This window comes from Cupriavidus sp. C2SS-8b (genome assembly GCF_057073745.1).
On record NZ_CP172717.1, the window covers coordinates 2,090,360 to 2,105,789 of the forward strand.

General features: G+C 63.7%; 15 protein-coding genes. 3 read left to right on the forward strand and 12 right to left on the reverse strand.

All coding sequences use genetic code 11. The features are described 5' to 3' along the window. Positions 1–16: 16 nt before the first annotated feature. From ACIGJB_RS26490 to ACIGJB_RS26520, 7 genes are all read right to left on the reverse strand, one after another. Entirely contained in the window at positions 17–1,180 is a 1,164-nt protein-coding gene (locus ACIGJB_RS26490) for a thiolase (RefSeq protein WP_483732937.1), read from the reverse strand. After that, positions 1,177–1,557: a Zn-ribbon domain-containing OB-fold protein gene (locus ACIGJB_RS26495; protein WP_483732938.1), complete on the reverse strand. Its 381-nt coding sequence runs from the start codon at positions 1,555–1,557 to the stop codon at positions 1,177–1,179. The genes ACIGJB_RS26490 and ACIGJB_RS26495 overlap by 4 nt, the downstream gene beginning before the upstream one ends. Positions 1,558–1,564: 7 nt before the next feature. Then, entirely contained in the window at positions 1,565–2,557 is a 993-nt protein-coding gene (locus ACIGJB_RS26500) for a tripartite tricarboxylate transporter substrate binding protein (RefSeq protein ID WP_483732939.1), read from the reverse strand. A gap of 234 nt (positions 2,558–2,791) precedes the next feature. Further along, positions 2,792–3,754, reverse strand: coding sequence for a Bug family tripartite tricarboxylate transporter substrate binding protein (locus ACIGJB_RS26505; protein WP_483732940.1), 963 nt, complete (start codon positions 3,752–3,754; stop codon positions 2,792–2,794). Between the two features lie 38 nt (positions 3,755–3,792). Further along, positions 3,793–4,956 (reverse strand): CaiB/BaiF CoA transferase family protein, encoded by a 1,164-nt coding sequence (locus tag ACIGJB_RS26510; protein WP_483732941.1) that lies wholly within the window; start codon positions 4,954–4,956, stop codon positions 3,793–3,795. Between the two features lies 1 nt (position 4,957). Further along, a complete protein-coding gene (locus tag ACIGJB_RS26515; protein WP_483732942.1) occupies positions 4,958–6,025 on the reverse strand; it encodes a hypothetical protein in 1,068 nt (355 codons plus the stop codon). Positions 6,026–6,075: 50 nt separating this feature from the next. Next, positions 6,076–7,251 (reverse strand): acyl-CoA dehydrogenase family protein, encoded by a 1,176-nt coding sequence (locus ACIGJB_RS26520; protein ID WP_483734670.1) that lies wholly within the window; start codon positions 7,249–7,251, stop codon positions 6,076–6,078. Positions 7,252–7,413: 162 nt separating this feature from the next. Here ACIGJB_RS26520 and ACIGJB_RS26525 point away from each other — a divergent pair, with 162 nt between their 5' ends. Further along, positions 7,414–8,319: a LysR family transcriptional regulator gene (locus tag ACIGJB_RS26525; protein ID WP_483732943.1), complete on the forward strand. Its 906-nt coding sequence runs from the start codon at positions 7,414–7,416 to the stop codon at positions 8,317–8,319. Positions 8,320–8,463: 144 nt separating this feature from the next. On the opposite strand, the gene ACIGJB_RS26530 is transcribed toward ACIGJB_RS26525, so the two are convergent. The 3 genes from ACIGJB_RS26530 to ACIGJB_RS26540 form a co-directional block, all read right to left on the reverse strand. Then, on the reverse strand, positions 8,464–8,766 hold the full coding sequence (locus tag ACIGJB_RS26530) for a type II toxin-antitoxin system RelE/ParE family toxin (protein ID WP_483732944.1): 303 nt from the start codon (positions 8,764–8,766) through the stop codon (positions 8,464–8,466). Continuing rightward, entirely contained in the window at positions 8,763–9,023 is a 261-nt protein-coding gene (locus tag ACIGJB_RS26535) for a type II toxin-antitoxin system ParD family antitoxin (protein WP_483732945.1), read from the reverse strand. The genes ACIGJB_RS26530 and ACIGJB_RS26535 overlap by 4 nt, the downstream gene beginning before the upstream one ends. Before the next feature lie 174 nt (positions 9,024–9,197). Next, entirely contained in the window at positions 9,198–10,097 is a 900-nt protein-coding gene (locus ACIGJB_RS26540; protein WP_483732946.1) for a LysR substrate-binding domain-containing protein, read from the reverse strand. Positions 10,098–10,265: 168 nt separating this feature from the next. Between ACIGJB_RS26540 and phnA the strand changes: the two genes are divergently transcribed. Beyond that, positions 10,266–11,486, forward strand: a complete 1,221-nt coding sequence (gene phnA / locus ACIGJB_RS26545) for a phosphonoacetate hydrolase (protein ID WP_483732947.1) — start codon at positions 10,266–10,268, stop codon at positions 11,484–11,486. Positions 11,487–11,638: 152 nt separating this feature from the next. Here phnA and ACIGJB_RS26550 read toward each other — a convergent pair whose 3' ends face one another. Then, positions 11,639–12,271 carry a LysE family translocator gene (locus tag ACIGJB_RS26550; RefSeq protein WP_483734671.1) on the reverse strand — a complete coding sequence of 211 codons (633 nt, stop codon included), beginning with the start codon at positions 12,269–12,271 and terminating at the stop codon, positions 11,639–11,641. Positions 12,272–12,382: 111 nt separating this feature from the next. On the opposite strand from ACIGJB_RS26550, the gene ACIGJB_RS26555 reads away from it, so the two are divergent. Beyond that, the gene (locus ACIGJB_RS26555; protein WP_483732948.1) at positions 12,383–12,835 is read left to right on the forward strand and encodes an Lrp/AsnC family transcriptional regulator; all 453 of its coding nucleotides are present in this window, start codon (positions 12,383–12,385) and stop codon (positions 12,833–12,835) included. 457 nt (positions 12,836–13,292) lie between these two features. Here ACIGJB_RS26555 and acs read toward each other — a convergent pair whose 3' ends face one another. Beyond that, a complete protein-coding gene (acs, locus tag ACIGJB_RS26560) occupies positions 13,293–15,275 on the reverse strand; it encodes an acetate--CoA ligase (protein WP_483732949.1) in 1,983 nt (660 codons plus the stop codon). Positions 15,276–15,430 lie beyond the last annotated feature (155 nt).

A 15,430-nucleotide genomic window follows, 5' to 3' on the forward strand; every position in this document is an offset into this window, starting at 1 on the left:
TGTGCCGCGGGGACGCCTATTGATCTACCGACAGAATCGCGGTCGCCTGGCTCGACAGCACGCCGCCATTGCCATGCACCAGCGCCGTCTGCGCGCCCGTGACCTGGCGCGCTGCGGCTTCCCTGCGCAATTGCGTGACGGCTTCGATGACCAGGAAGATGCTGTACATCCCGGGATGCACGCAGGACAGGCCGCCGCCGTTGGTGTTCATGGGGAAGTCGCCGCCTGGTTCGATACGGCCGCCCGAAATGAAAGCTCCGCCCTCGCCCTTGGCGCAGAAGCCAAGGTCCTCCAGGAAAAGAATGGGATTGATCGTGAAGGCGTCATACAGCTCGACGACGTCGATGTCCTTTGGCGTCAACCCCGCCTGCAAGAACGCCTTCGCCCCGGAGTCGATGGCCGGCGTGCGGGTGAGGTCGTCCATGCAGGAGATCTGGCGGTGCCAATGGGCATGGCCAACCCCCAGCACATAGATGGGCTTGGCGTGAAGTGCCCTGGCCCTGTCGGCGCGCGTCACGACAAACGCGCCGGCGCCATCCGTGACCAGGCAGCAGTCGCGCACCGTCAGCGGGTCCGAGACCAGCTTGGCGTTGATAACGTCATCCACGGTCAGCGGATCGCGCGCAAAGGCATCGGGGTTGAGCTGCGCCCATTTGCGCGCCGCCACGGCGACCTCAGCGAGTTGCGTGCGCGTGGTGCCGTACTCATGCATGTGCCGGGCCGCGGCAAGCGCATAGCTGGTAACGGGATTGAATGGCTTGTAGGGATGCTCGTACGGTTGCGGATCGAGCTCCGCGCGCATGGCATTGACCCGCGAACTGCTCGGGATGCTGCGCGGATTGCTGCCATAGCAAATCAGCACGTTCTCGCATTCGCCGGCTTCGATGGCCATCGCCGCAATGCGGATATCGGCGATGAAGGACGAGCCGCCGAACATGGTGCTGTCGGAGAATCGCGGGCGAATGCCGAGATACTCGGACATGCGCATGACCCACCACGGCGAAGTCAGGCTCGACGTGATGATGCCGTCGATATCGGTCATGCGCAGCCCGCTGGCTGCCACGGCGGCCCTGGCCGCCTGGGCGATGATCTCCTGTTCGGTACGCCCGCCTGCGTGTCCGAGGCCTGCCAGCGCGGTCCCGAGAATGGCCACGCCGCCGCGGTCGGTTGCTTTGATCATTGCGCGTCTCCAACGGGGCTGAACACGAGGAGAGCCCCCTCGCCGTTCTGTTCGATCCGCGCCTTGACCCTTGCGCCGATCTTCACGGCGTCGGCATCGAGTCCGACTACGCGGCTCATCAGGCGCGGCCCCTCGTCGAGATCCACCAGGCAAACGTTGTGACGGGTCTCTTTGCCGCGCACCACCGTGGTCGAGTAGACCCGGCCGTGGCCGGAGGGCGCCGTCCATTGCAGTGCGTCCGATCCGCAGAATGGACACACGACACGCGGATAGAAGTGATACCTGTCGCATTCCCGGCAGCGGGGAATCTCGAACACGCCTTCCGCCAGCCGACGGAAATAGTAGTGGTCGGCACCTTGCTCTTTACTGTCAGCCATTACGTTCTCACTGCTCGATCTGTACACCAGTCACCTTCACGGTGTTCTGCCACTTGGCAACCTCGGCTTCGACGTATTTGCGGAATTCCGCGGGGTTCAACCCTCCAGCCGCTTCTGCGTTCTGCCGCTTGAGCTTTTCCACCATGTCAGGCGACGCCATGATGCGATTCACTTCAGCATTGAGCCTGGCGACGATCGACTGCGGCGTTCCGGCGGGTGCATAAAGACCCAGCCAGGTGTAAGCGTCAAAGTTCTTGTAGCCTGCCTCGGCAATGGTCGGTACGTTGGGGAACAGCTTGCTTCGCTCCAGACCGGTCACGGCGATGGCGCGGAGTTTTCCCGCTGCAATGAATGCGGAGACGCTCATCGAATCCTGGAAAACCACGGGGATCTGGCCCGCCACCACGGCGTTCGTCGACGGGGAAGCGCCCTTGTACGGAACATGCACCATCGGTGCGCCAGTCATATGACGGAACAGCTCGCCAGCCAGGTGGGTCGAACCACCCGCGCCTGCTGAGCCGTAAGGCACGCTTCCCTGGGCCTTCGCCCATTTCACGAACTCGGGCACCGTATGGACAGGAACGGAAGGGTTCACCACCAACATATTCGGTGCCTTGGCGACCAGCGCGATGGGCTCGAAGTCCGCCACCGGACGATACCGGACCGACCTCTGCACAGCAGGCCCGATGACATGGCCGGTGGCGCTGAGCAGAAGCGTGTAGCCATCGGCCGGCTTGCGGGCCACGTATTCGGTCGCAATCTGGCCTGCGGCACCGGGCCGGTTCTCGACGACAAAGCTCTGCTTGAACGACTGGCTGAGTTCTGCGGCAAGCAGGCGCCCGACGATGTCCGTCATGCCGCCGGGCGCAAAGGCGACCACGATCGTGACGGGCTTGCCGGGATAGGCTTCGGCGTGGGCTGGCACGGCGATCGTGCCGCCCAGCGCGACAGAGGCGCCAAGCGTTGCGAGAAACCGGCGGCGGGTGATGCCTTGGTCCATAAGTGTCTCCTGCGTCCGTGTTTGCCGCCGGGTTCGCGGGTGGACCCGGGGTTCTAGTCATCGACGCCAGTATATTTTTGGGCTGCAGGGACACCTATCCGAAAGTTTCGAAGCGTGCTTTCGCGGTTTTTCAACGCCAGTTTCGGCGTCAGGGCTCGAGTTCGGACATCCCCCGGGGCCTCGACAACGGCATGCGGCTCGCATGGTGCATCCTTCTGCCCCGTCGACCCGCCGCTATTCCGGCTTGATGTTCGCCTGCTTCATACGGTCTCCCCAGCTCTGCTGCTGCGCGCGGACGAATTGCTCCTGCGCGTCCAGGCCGTTGGGCGACACCTCCATCCCCATGCCCATGAAGCGCGCGCGGATCTCCGGCCGGGCCAGCGCCTTGTTCACGGCGGCGTTGAGCCGTTGGGCGATATCCTTCGGGATGCCCGCCGGCCCCGCGAGACCCACCCAGAACACCAGGTCATAGGATTTAAAGCCCGACTCCGCAAACGTCGGGACGTGCTTCCACTCCGGAAGACGATGATCCGTGCTGACCGCGAGCGCACGGATCTTCCCGCCACGCATCAGCGTTGTGGCGACCGAGAGATCCCCGATCACGTAGTCGAGCTGCCCTCCCGCGAGATCGGTCAGCGCCGGCGGCTGGCTCTTGTACGAGATGCCGGTGGCCCGGATGCCCGCCACGCTGTTGAATGCCTCCGCGGCGACCTGGCCGCCCGGGGAACCGTAGCCGTAGTTCAGCTTGCCGCCCTTGCCCTTCTCTACCAGTTGCGCGACCGTCTGGATGTCACTATCGCTGCGGACCAGAAGCAGCGCCGGCATCGTCGTGAGTCTGGCGATATGGGTGAAATCCCGATTCGCGTCATACGGAAGGTTCTTGATCAGCCCGGGGTTGATCGAGTTGATGGAACTGCTGGCGATCGTCAGCGTATAGCCATCCGGCGGTGACTTGAGTGCGTACTCGGTGCCGATAACACCTTGCGCGCCGGGACGGTTCTCCACGATGACGGTGGCGCCCAGGTCTTTGCGCAGTTCTTCCGCCAGGATTCGCGCACTGGTGTCCGTTGCGCTGCCCGTGGAGAACGCCGCCACGATCTTGATTGGCTTGTTGCCGGGATACGCATCCGCGGCAGCTGCAGCCGAAGCCACGAGCAAGCTCGTGCCAAACACCAATGCCTGATAGAAACGTTTCACTTCTGTCTCCTGATGTTGAGCGCGTCATTGGCGCATCGTTATTTCCAAAGGGACGTTACGCGACCCTCCTTCACTGCAACGTTGCCGAGCGCCGGCGGGCCGTTGCGCACGGCGGCCGGCGTATCGGCAAGCTTGATCGGAATGCCCGGACCGAGGTAATCATCCTGGCGCACCACCATCCGGCGGTGGAGCGTGTGCGGGGCCTCTGCCACGTCGGCAATGGTGAGAATCGGCGCTGCCGGAACGTTCTGGGCCAGCAGCGCCTTGCCGAACGATTCGCCATCAACCTTGGAGAATGCTGCCGATAGCTCCGCCGTCAGCGCGTCCCGGTTCACCACGCGCTGGCGGTTGGTGGCAAATCTCGGGTCTGCCGACAGGTGCTCCACAGCCAGGGCGCGGCATAGCCTGGCGAACAGCCGGTCATTGGCAACCGCGACGAACAGCGGGCACGTGCTCGTCTGGAACACGTCGTACGGAACAATGTTCGCGTGGCTGTTCCCGGTCGGCTTGGGATTCACGCCGGACGCGAGATGGTTCGTCAGGAACGGGTGCGCAACCGACACCGCGCTGTCGTAGAGACTCACATCGGCAAGCTGCCCGCGGCCGGTCTGATGACGGGCGTTGAGCGCAAGCAGGACCGCCATGGCGGCGTTCATGCCGGTGGTGAGATCGACAACCGGAACGCCAAGCCGAACCGGACTGCCGCCGGCCTCGCCATTGACGCTGATGAGCCCCGTCATCGCCTGGACGGCGGCATCGTAGCCAGGCAGCTGTCCGAGCGGCCCGTCGTCGCCAAAGCCCGTGATCCGGCAATGGATGAGCCGCGGGAATCGACGGGTGATGGAGGCCGGATCGTCGACCCCCCAACTCTTCAGCGTACTCGCCTTGAAATTCTCAACGAGGACATCGGCAGTCTCCAGAAGCTGCCAGAAGACCTGGCGATCCGCCTCGGCGTTCAGGTCGAGGACCACGCTGCGCTTGTTGCGATTGACGGCGCGAAAGTAGGCCGAGGTCCCGTCCACGAACGGCGGGCCGAAGCCCCTGCATTCGTCTCCGTCCGGCGCTTCGATCTTGATGACGTCCGCGCCATGGTCTCCCAGAATCTGCCCGCAGAACGGCCCCGCCAGCACGCGCGATGCGTCGACCACCCGCAGGCCGGCCAGCGCGCCGAGACCGGCGCCGGTGTTGTTCGCCTGGGCCATGTCAGTCTCCTTCGACCGACCACTCGAAGACATAGCCTTCGTCGCCCTTGCGCGCATTGGTCTTCAGCAACAGGCGATGGTTATGGGCCGCGAGCGCGCCCTCAAGGAGGCCGGCCCACGCATTGGCCACGCACGGGTGCGCATCGGCTACCGGATCCATCAGCGTCCAGCCGCGTTGATAGACCTGCGTGCCGAGGCCGCCGATCTCGCAGGCGTCATCCTGCGCCGTCGCCAGGCCCTGCATGAACCTGGCAAAGCTTGCGGCGGTCTTGTCCATTGGGGTGCCAAGCTGCGCGGCAATGTCGTGGTAGAACTGCATGCCGATCATCCTGGCAGTCAGGTTCAGCATCCGTTCGGCCTCGTGCGGCCCCCACAGGTTCACGGCAACCGGCAACGCCTTACGCACGTATTCCATTGCGTAGTTTCGCTTCGCCTTGTCGAGCCTCGCTTGCGGCCAGGTATCGGTTGGGAGTGTCGGGGCCGCGACCGCGTCGAAATCGGGCGCTTCTTCATGGCGGGCGAAACGCAGCCGCTCATGCGGCTCCAGCTCGTGGTCATACTCGTAGTAGTAGCCCTCCAGGCCGGACTGTCCGTCGACCGCCTGCTTGGTGCAGACGAAGCCGAGTCGGCGGTTGCCAAGCGTCACCCCGTTCTGGGCATGCCAGCCTGCAAGCATCGCCCGTGAGACCTCCGAGGGGATGCCGCACAGCGCCGTCCCCGACCAGATCCAGCGCGGCGCGTTGTAGCGGATCCACGCCTTCCGGTCGTTCTCGTACATGTACTGCACCGCGACGCCGCCAATGTGGTTGGACAGATAGTGATACTGCGCAGCCGCAACCGCTGGTGGCAACTGGTCGATGCCGAGCTTGCGCAGACCTGGCAGGAAGCGCTCCTGACGCTGCCGGCAGAAGATCTCGTAGGCCAGTTCGGCCGCCGCGGGCGTACCCCGGCGCGTCACCGTCGAGAGCACGATGCCGGTGAAGAAGGCGTGATAAAGCTCCGCAACGGCGCGCCATCCGGCTGCTTGCGAAACCGGGGACGAGTTTGAATTTTCCTGGATGGCTGACATGAGAATGACTGGCTTGGATTTGATAAAGGAATCGCGCTGATCTGCCGGCTTCACCTGGCTTCCTGGATCTCCGCCAAGGCAGCCTTCTTTACTGCGCGGGCGAGAACGATCCGTTGGATTTCAGAGGTGCCTTCGTAGATCTCCACAATGCGTTGATCGCGATAGCATCGTTCGACCACATTTGGCTTCACATAGCCACGGCCACCGAGAATCTGCACGGCGTCGTCCACCACCGTGTGCGACACCTCGCTGGCGTAGAGCTTCGCCATGGCGCCCAGCGTGCCAATGTCCTTGCCATCGTCATAGGCGCGCGCGGCTTCATACGTGAACATTCGCGCAGCGGACAGCGTCATCGCCGAGTCCGCAAGCTTGAACCCCACGCCCTGATGATCGATCAGCGTCTGGCCGAACGTCTTCCGGTTCACCGCATAGCGGCGAGCCTCCCGGTACGCGCACAACGCAATGCCGTTCGCTTGCGCGGCAACCACGACGCGGCCCACCGTCAACGTTGCGAGCGCAAGCTTGAGGCCATCCCCCTCTGCACCGACGATGCTGTCGGCGGGCACCCGGACATCGAGCTTGAGGTTGGTCGTGGTGGTCCCACGAATGCCCATCTTGTCCTCGAAGAAGTCAACGACGAGGCCTTCGGTGTCGCGCGGCACAATGAATGCCGAAATCGCCTTGCGAGACTCGGCGCCGCCGGTGCGGGCGAACAAGATGAAGTGCGTGGAATGGCCGCCGTTGCCCAGCCAGCATTTCTCGCCGCGGATTCGCCAGCCGTCTCCTTCGCGCACGGCAGTCGCCTGGATCGCGGACGGATCGGAGCCGGCCTCCCGCTCGCTCAGGGCGAAGTTCACGGCATCGCCGCGCTCGGCCAGGCCGCCGAGCAGTTTCTTTTTCTGGGCTTCGCTGCCACCAATCAGGATGGGAAAGGCGCCAAGCGCCAGTGCGGCCAGGATGGCCGATGTCGAGGCGCAACCTTCGGCCACGGCTTCGACCACGGCAACAACCGAGGTCAGGCTTGCGCCCTCCCCTCCAAGTTCTTTCGGGACAAACATCCCGGAGATCTTTGCATCGAGCAGCCTGGGCAGATGCTCGACCGGATAGCGCTGGTCGCGATCAATCTCTGCCGCCAGCGGGGCGAAGGCTTGTGCAGTCAGCGCTCGCGCTGTCTGCTGCCACGTTGCTTCCGCCTCTCCCAGTGCCGGATTCCATAACTCCTTCATTTCATGCTCTCCAGTCAACATCGCTTGATCCTTGGTATTGAGGCGATACGACGCGGCACCGCCTGCATCCTCAGCATGGATGCGTAGTGCTATTTCAACTGGATTCTTTGATAGCTTCCAGATAGCATCGCGTAATGTTTGTTCTGGATTTGAGATTAAATCGTGATCGACGTCCGGCAGTTGCAGTGCTTCCTTGCGGTGGCGGAAGAACTCCACTTTGCGAAGGCGGCGGACCGGCTGGGCATGGCCCAGTCAGGCTTGAGCACGCAAATCCAGCGTCTTGAGCAGGATCTGGGCGTCACGCTGCTCAACCGAAACAAGCGGAAGCCGGTTTCACTGACCGATGCGGGGCGCTTGTTCCAGGCCGAAGCCGTTGCCGCGCTGCGGCATATCGAACGGGCAGATCAGGTGGGACGGCTGGCCGCGCGCGGGCTTGCCGGGGTCATACGGATTGGCTACGTGACTGCCGGCGTCACCAGCGGCCTGCTTTCCCGGCTGCTGACGGAGTTCCGGAAATCTCACGAGATGGTCCGCGTGGAAGTCGTGCCGATGGACACGCCAAGTCAGCTGGAAGCGCTCAGTGACGGGCGGATCGATGTGGGAATCGTGCGGCCGCGGCGGCTCAATCCACCTGACGTGGTCGCGAAGATCATGCAAACGGAGCGTCTGGTGACAGCGATGGCCGACGATCACCCTCTTGCCCGGCGCGCGACCGTATCAGCCCGCACCCTTGCCGACGAGGCGTTTATCGTGCCGCAGTTCGCGGACGAAGAAGGCTTCGGCTTTGCACTTTCTGCCCTGGGCGAAGCCGGCGGCTTCGCGCCTCGCCTGGAGTACCGCGTGCAGGACTTCATTTCCGCGATCAGTCTGGCTGCGGCTGGCTATGGCGTGGCGATTGTTCCAGAGTCGATGCGAAGCTTTTCGCATCCGGGAACTTGCTACAAGCCGATCGGGGATTTCCGGTTGTCGGTGCATCTTGCGATGGCGTACCGACGACGGGAGATTTCGCCAGCTGTGCGGGCTTTCGTGCGGCTCGGAATGGAAACTGGAGGGAATGGCAAGCGCTGACACCGCAGTCGATGACGCCACGTAGTCGCACGCGTTGGATTCGGTTTGTTCGCGTGTTGCGTCGATCGGTCCAGGCGTCCACACCCCAGGCTACAGGTGGTGACTGAGTGGGAGAACAGTCGAGATTTTGCGTGCTCTCGCGTATCAGCTGAACAACAGCGCTGCATAGTTGCGGGCGCTGTGCAGGACATGCAGCACGTCGATGCGCTCGGGGGGATCGCCAACCACACGGTAAAAGATTTGGTAGTTGCCGTGGACGCGGTGGCGGATGCCGCGATCGGCATAGCGCGGCACCAGCGGAAACGCCAGCGGCATCTCAGCGAGGCTCAGGCACCGTTCGCGCAGTTCCTGCACAAAGGACAACGCCCGGCGCGGGTTATCGCGCGCGATGTAGTCGGCGATGGCCTCGAGTTCGGCCTCGGCCAGCGGCGTGAGACGGACAATCATGCCGGCCCGCCACCCGCCATCGCCCGATACTTCGCCTCCAGGCGGTCGAACACATCTTTCGCATTGCCGCCCTGGCCGTCGTCGGCCTCGGCCAAGCTTCGCGCGATGGCCACATCCAGCGCCGCCAGTTGCGCTTCGCGGTCCTGGATCAAACGCACGCCTTCGCGTAGCACTTCGCTCTTGGAGCCATAGCGGCCCGAGCCAACCAACTCGGCCACGTAGCGCTCGAGTTGCTGTCCGAGATCGGCACTGATCATGGTTCACTCCTGGAGGAAATATGGGAGCCAGCGCGGGGCCGACCCGATGTCGCGATTATACGCATCTTGATAACAGTTATGAAATTGTGTGCCAGGTTACATTGCCGGCAATCCCCTCGTGCTTCGCACGCGCGGGGGAACCATTGCCGCGCACTGAGCCAGTGCAAGAAACAGTTAGACCGTGCCCGTGGCATCGTTGCCTTGTTGTTCCAGCCACTCCAAAAACGCCCGCAGATGCAGCGGCTTGTCGGCATCGCGCGCGACAAGCGAATAGTAGGTATCGCCCGGCGCGCGGATGCCATGGAACGGCGTAGCGATACGACCGGCGGCAAGATCGGTGTCCAGCGTCGGAAAGGTGCCGATGGCAAAGCCCAGGCTGTCGACCACGGCCTGCAGCGTCACGAAGAAGTGGTCGAAACGCAAGGTCCGGACTGGCCGCAGCGACGCATGCCCGGCCTGCTGCAGCCAGGCCTCCCAGCCTCCCGGCCGCGTTTCCGTATAGAGGAACACCCCTTCCACGAGATCCTCGACATCGCGCAGCGACATCCGCGCCACCAGCGCGGGGCTGGCGATGACAGTCTGGAAGTCGGACAGGATCGGGGTCACGTCGAACTGCGCGCCGGGCTCGAAGGTCCGGCGGATGGCGACGTCGAAGGCGCCGCTCATCGAGCCTTCATTGCTGAAGGCCGTCGACACCCGCACGTCAACATCCGGCTGCAGTTGCCGGAACCCGTCGAGCCGCGGGATCAGCCAGCGCATCGCAAACGTGGCCGGCGCATTGACGCGCACCACCTTGCGCGTGGCGATGCGGCCGTAGCGCTCCGAAGCCGCGCTGATATGGTCGAACGCTTCGCTGATCTCCCTGGCAAATGCCTGGGCATGCACGGTCGGCACCATGCGCTGGCCCTGGCGGATGAACAGCGGCTGGCCCAGCCACTGTTCCAGGATCTCGACCTGCCGGCTGACCGCGCCATGCGTGAGATTGAGCTCGCGCGCGGCCGCTGAATAGCTTCCCGCGCGGGAGGCGACTTCAAAGATCCGCAGGGCGTTCAACGGCGGTAATTTGTGCGGCATGGTCAGCTTTTCTGGATGGAACGAACGAGGCGCGGCCAGGCTTGTCGCCATGGATGGGGTTAATTGTGAGATTTCCTCTCACATCCTGCAAGATAATCTCGATTGTGCGAGTTTATCTCTTACCTTAGCATCGGTTTCAACCCATCCACAACGGAAGCCGAAACCACCATGCCCACAACCATCCAGGCCAATGGCCACCGCTACCAGCTGCCTGCCCGGCCCACTGTCATCGTCTGCATCGACGGCTGCGAGCAGGAGTACATCAACCTCGCCGTGCAGGCCGGCGTGGCCCCCTTCTTCGAAAGCCTGCGCAAGCGTGGCACGGTGCTGACCGGCGATTGCGTGGTGCCGTCCTTCACCAACCCGAACAACCTGTCCATCGTGACCGGCGTGCCGCCGTCGGCGCACGGGATCTGCGGCAATTTCTTCTACGACACGGAGTCGGGCGAGGAAGTCCTGATGAACGACGCGCGCTACCTGCGTGCGCCGACCGTGCTGGCGGCCGCCGCGCAGGCCGGCGCATCCGTGGCCGTGGTGACGGCAAAGGACAAGCTGCGCGCGCTGCTCGGTCACGAACTCAAGGGCATCTGCTTCTCGGCCGAGAAAGCCGACCAGGCCACGCTCGAAGAGAACGGCATCGAAGACGTGCTGGCCAAAGTCGGCATGCCGCTGCCGTCGGTGTACAGCGCGGACCTGTCGGAGTTCGTGTTCGCCGCCGGCGCGGTGCTGCTCGAAACCGTCCGCCCGGACCTGATGTACTTGTCCACGACCGACTACATCCAGCACAAGCATGCGCCCGGCACGGCCCAGGCCAACGCGTTCTACGCGATGATCGACAGCTACCTCCAGCGCATGGATGCGCAAGGGGCCATCATCGGCGTGACCGCCGACCACGGCATGAACGCCAAGACCGACTCGCTGGGCAAGCCGAACATCCTGTTCCTGCAGGAAGTGCTGGACCAGCGCTTTGGCGAAGGCGCCACGCGTGTCCTGCTGCCGATCACGGATCCTTATGTCGCCCACCACGGCGCGCTCGGCTCGTACGCAACGGTCTACGTGCCCGCGGGACAGGACCTGGGTGCCGTGCGCCATGCGATCGAGGCGCTGCCGGGGATCGAACTGGTGCTGGACAAGCAGGCCGCCGCGGAACGTTTCGAGCTGCCGCCGGACCGCATTGGCGACCTGGTGGTCGTCAGCGAACGCCTGACCGTGCTGGGCACCACGCCGGCACGCCATGACCTGAGCGGACTCGACGCGCCGCTGCGCTCGCATGGCGGCCTGTCTGAGCAGCAGGTGCCGCTGCTGTTCAACCGCAAGGTGAACACCGAGGCTGGCGTGCGCCTGCGCAACTTCGACATCCTGCGCCTGGCGCTGAACCACGCCGACTGAGCACTGCGACGAGCAAGGCCGCCCGCTCCAGCAGATGCTGCAAGGGAGCTCAGGCGGCCTCCGTTGACTGGCGACGGCGAGGGGGGCGCTCCTCTCGCTGATGTCCGGCGCCGCCTTGCCGATGGGGGGGCGCCGCGTGGAGCGCGCTCGGCCTAGAGAAGGCCAGACACGCCAGAGACTATCTGAACGCAACCGAATACGGCTACCACGCTGGCCGATATGCGCGAGAAGCCGCGCATCACCGAGGCAGACAACGCTTTTCGTAACGTGGCCGCCGCGGTGCTCAGGCAAAGCCACCAGACGGCAGAGCCGACAAATACCCCACCGACCATCCGCGTTACGCCAGCCCAGGCCGGGCCGTCGTGCGAGCCTGATAGTGGCCCGAGCGCGGCAAAGATCCCGATAAACGACAGAACGGTCATGGGGCTGGACAGCGTAAGGGCAAACGTCGTCAGGAAATCGCGAGCAACAGTGGAATGCGGCGCTCCTTGCGACAGTTCCGGGGCAGCGGGCGATTCCTTGCACATGCCCCAGGCCAGCCAGACGAGAAACGCGCCACCGCCGATTTTGAGCGCCACGCTCAGCATCGGGAGGGCCAGAGCCACGCCGGCGATACCGAGCGCGCCCAGCAACCCGTAGATGCCATCCGCGCATGCTGCGCCGACGCCCGTTGCAAAGCCGGAGCGAAAGCCACGCGCGAAACTGCGCTGGATGCATAACATCCCGATGGGGCCTACCGGCGCGGCAATGCAAAAACCGATCACCAGGGATTTAATGAACAACATGACCGTCGACGAGTTAGTGAATGCAGATGTGGCATCGTAGGTCGTCTGGGGTGATGCACGAAGACGGATTTTAAGGAACAATTGCGTTTTGGCCTTAAATCCTACGGAATCATGGACGAACTGGATTGGAAGCTGCTTGCCCTGCTACAGCACAACGGACGCATGAGCTATACCGAGCTGGGTCGTCAGATCCACCTCTCGGTGCCGGCGGTCACGGAGCGCGTCAAACGCCTGGAAGAAACGGGGGTGATCGAAGGCTACTCCGCTACGATCAATCCGGTAGCGGCTGGCTACGCGGTGAGCGCGCTGATTGGCATTACCGTGCCGCAACCTGCAAAAGCCAAGTTCCTGAAGTTGCTCGAGTCCATCCCCGAAGTGCTGGAGTGTCATCACGTCACAGGTGCGGATTCCTATGTCCTCAGGTTGGTCGCGGTAAGTTTGGCCGATCTTGAACGGCTGATTGAACGGATCAACCTGTACGGTGAAACTCGCACGTCAATCGTGATGTCGACACCGATTGCCGCTCGCGCTCTGCGACAGCCGCCGTCCAGGAAGCACAGTTAAGCGACGGAGCGGAATGGTAGAGGGGGAAAGGGACGCACCGGCATCTGCACTGTTGATGTCCTCCCGCCTGCCGACTACTGAGCCGCGCAGCAGCCGAAGGCGATGATGCGATAGCGCGCCCACGGGCGGGCCACGGACAGGTTCAGGGCTGGTTCAATCATTGCTGGAGAGCCTGCAGGCGGACGCGCACCATGCGGCAGGCAGCGGGGCAGACTCTGAAGCGAGTACCCGTACGAAATTCGTCGCACGCTACGATCAATATTCGCCCGTTAGGGCAAGCAAACGCGTTTTTTGGTTACTTTTTGTCGCTCGGACAAAAAGTGACTCGCAGGCTACGCCTGCGAAACAGCCGCGCCTGCCAAGAACGACAACCCCGCAATTCGCCGAGGAACCTGAAGAAAAGTCCGCCACACACATACACTTCCTGGCGGCCATTGTCGTGGAGCGGACAGACGACTCACTGCGTAACGCCGAGCTGCTCAAGAATCGCAGGATTCTCCAGCGTAGAAGTATCCTGCGTGATCTCCTCCCCCTTCGCCAGCGAACGCAGCAGGCGCCGCATGATCTTGCCCGAGCGCGTCTTCGGCAGGTTATCGCCGAAGCGGATGTCCTTGGGCTTGGCGATCGGGCCAATCTCCTTGGCCACCCAGTTGCGCAGCTCCGTAGCGATCTGCTGCGCCTCGGCATCGCCCGGACGCGAACGCTTGAGCACTACGAACGCGCAGATGGCCTCGCCCGTGGTGTCGTCCGGGCGGCCCACCACGGCGGCTTCGGCGACGATCGGGTTGGCCACCAGCGCCGACTCGATTTCCATCGTGCCCATGCGATGGCCCGACACGTTCAGCACATCATCGATACGGCCCATGATGGTGAAGTAGCCGGTGTCCTTGTCGCGGATCGAGCCATCGCCCGCAAGGTACAGCGTGCCGCCCAGCTCTTCGGGGAAGTAGCTCTTCTTGAAGCGTTCCGGATCTCCCCAGATGGTGCGGATCATCGCCGGCCACGGGCGCTTGACCACCAGGATGCCGCCGGCGCCATTCGGCACATCCTGTCCGGTCTCGTCGACGATGGCCGCCATGATGCCCGGCAGCGGCAGCGTGCACGAACCCGGCACCAGCGGTGTCGCGCCCGGCAGCGGCGTGATCATGTGGCCGCCGGTCTCGGTCTGCCAGAAGGTGTCGACGATCGGGCAGCGCTCGTTGCCGATGTTCTTGTAGTACCACATCCACGCCTCGGGATTGATTGGCTCGCCGACCGTGCCGAGCAAGCGCAGGCTCGACAGGTCGTACTGCTTCGGGTGGATCTTCTCGTCAGCCTCGGCGGCCTTGATCAGCGAGCGGATCGCTGTCGGCGCGGTGTAGAAGATACTGACCTTGTGGCGCGCGATCATGTCCCAGAAGCGGCCGGCGTTCGGATAGGTCGGCACGCCTTCGAAGATGATTTGCGTCGCGCCCGCGGCCAGCGGGCCATAGGCGATGTACGTGTGCCCCGTGACCCAGCCGATGTCCGCGGTACACCAGAAAAGATCGTCGGGCTTGATGTCGAAGGTCCACTGCATCGTCATCAGCGCCCACAGCAGGTAGCCGCCGGTGCTGTGCTGCACGCCCTTGGGCTTGCCGGTCGAGCCCGAGGTGTAGAGCACGAACAACGGGTGCTCGGCGCTCACGGGCACGGCTTCGCAGGTGTCGGGCTGGCCTGCCGAGACATCTTCCATCGAGCGGTCGCGGCCTTCGACCCAGTTGACCTTGCCGCCGGTGCGGCGATAGACGATCACGTCCTTCACCGCTTCGCAGCCGCCGAGCGCGAGAGCGTCATCGGCAATCGCCTTGAGCGGCAGCGCCTTGCCGCCGCGCATCTGCTCGTCGGCGGTAATCAGCGCCACGGCGCCCACGTCCACCAGCCGCTCCTGCAGCGACTTGGCCGAGAAGCCGCCGAACACGACCGAATGTGTGGCACCGAGGCGCGCGCAGGCCTGCATCGCCACCACGCCTTCGACCGACATCGGCATGTAGATCACCACGCGGTCGTTCTTCTTGATCCCGAGCTTTTTCAGGCCATTGGCAAAGCGGCAGACCTGCGCGTGCAGGTCCTGGTAGGAGACGCGCGTCACGGTGCCATCGTCGGCCTCGAACACGATTGCCGTCTTTTCGGCGTTGCCATTCTCCAGATTGCGGTCCAGGCAGTTGTACGACGCGTTGAGTTCGCCGTCCTCGAACCACTTGTAGAACGGGGCATTGCTCTCATCGAGCACCTTGGTGAACGGCTTGTTCCAGTGCAGCAGGTCGCGCGCGCGGCTGGCCCAGAAGCCTTCATAGTCGCGCTCCGCTTCGGCGCAGAGCGCGCGGTAGGCGTCCATGCCCGAGATCGTGGCATTGGCGCAGGCGTGGCGGGATGGCGGAAACATCCGCCCTTCATGCACAACGGATTGAATTCTCATCATGAAAGCTCGGCAATAGCGATGCGGCGCGGGACAGCGCCGCCAGAAAACAAAACAGCCGCCTGCGCAGACGGCCAAATCCGGGACGGAGGCACGGGAGACCCTCCTGCTCCCAGCTACCGGAGACACCAGCAGAAACTACGCGCCGGCCCGGCGGC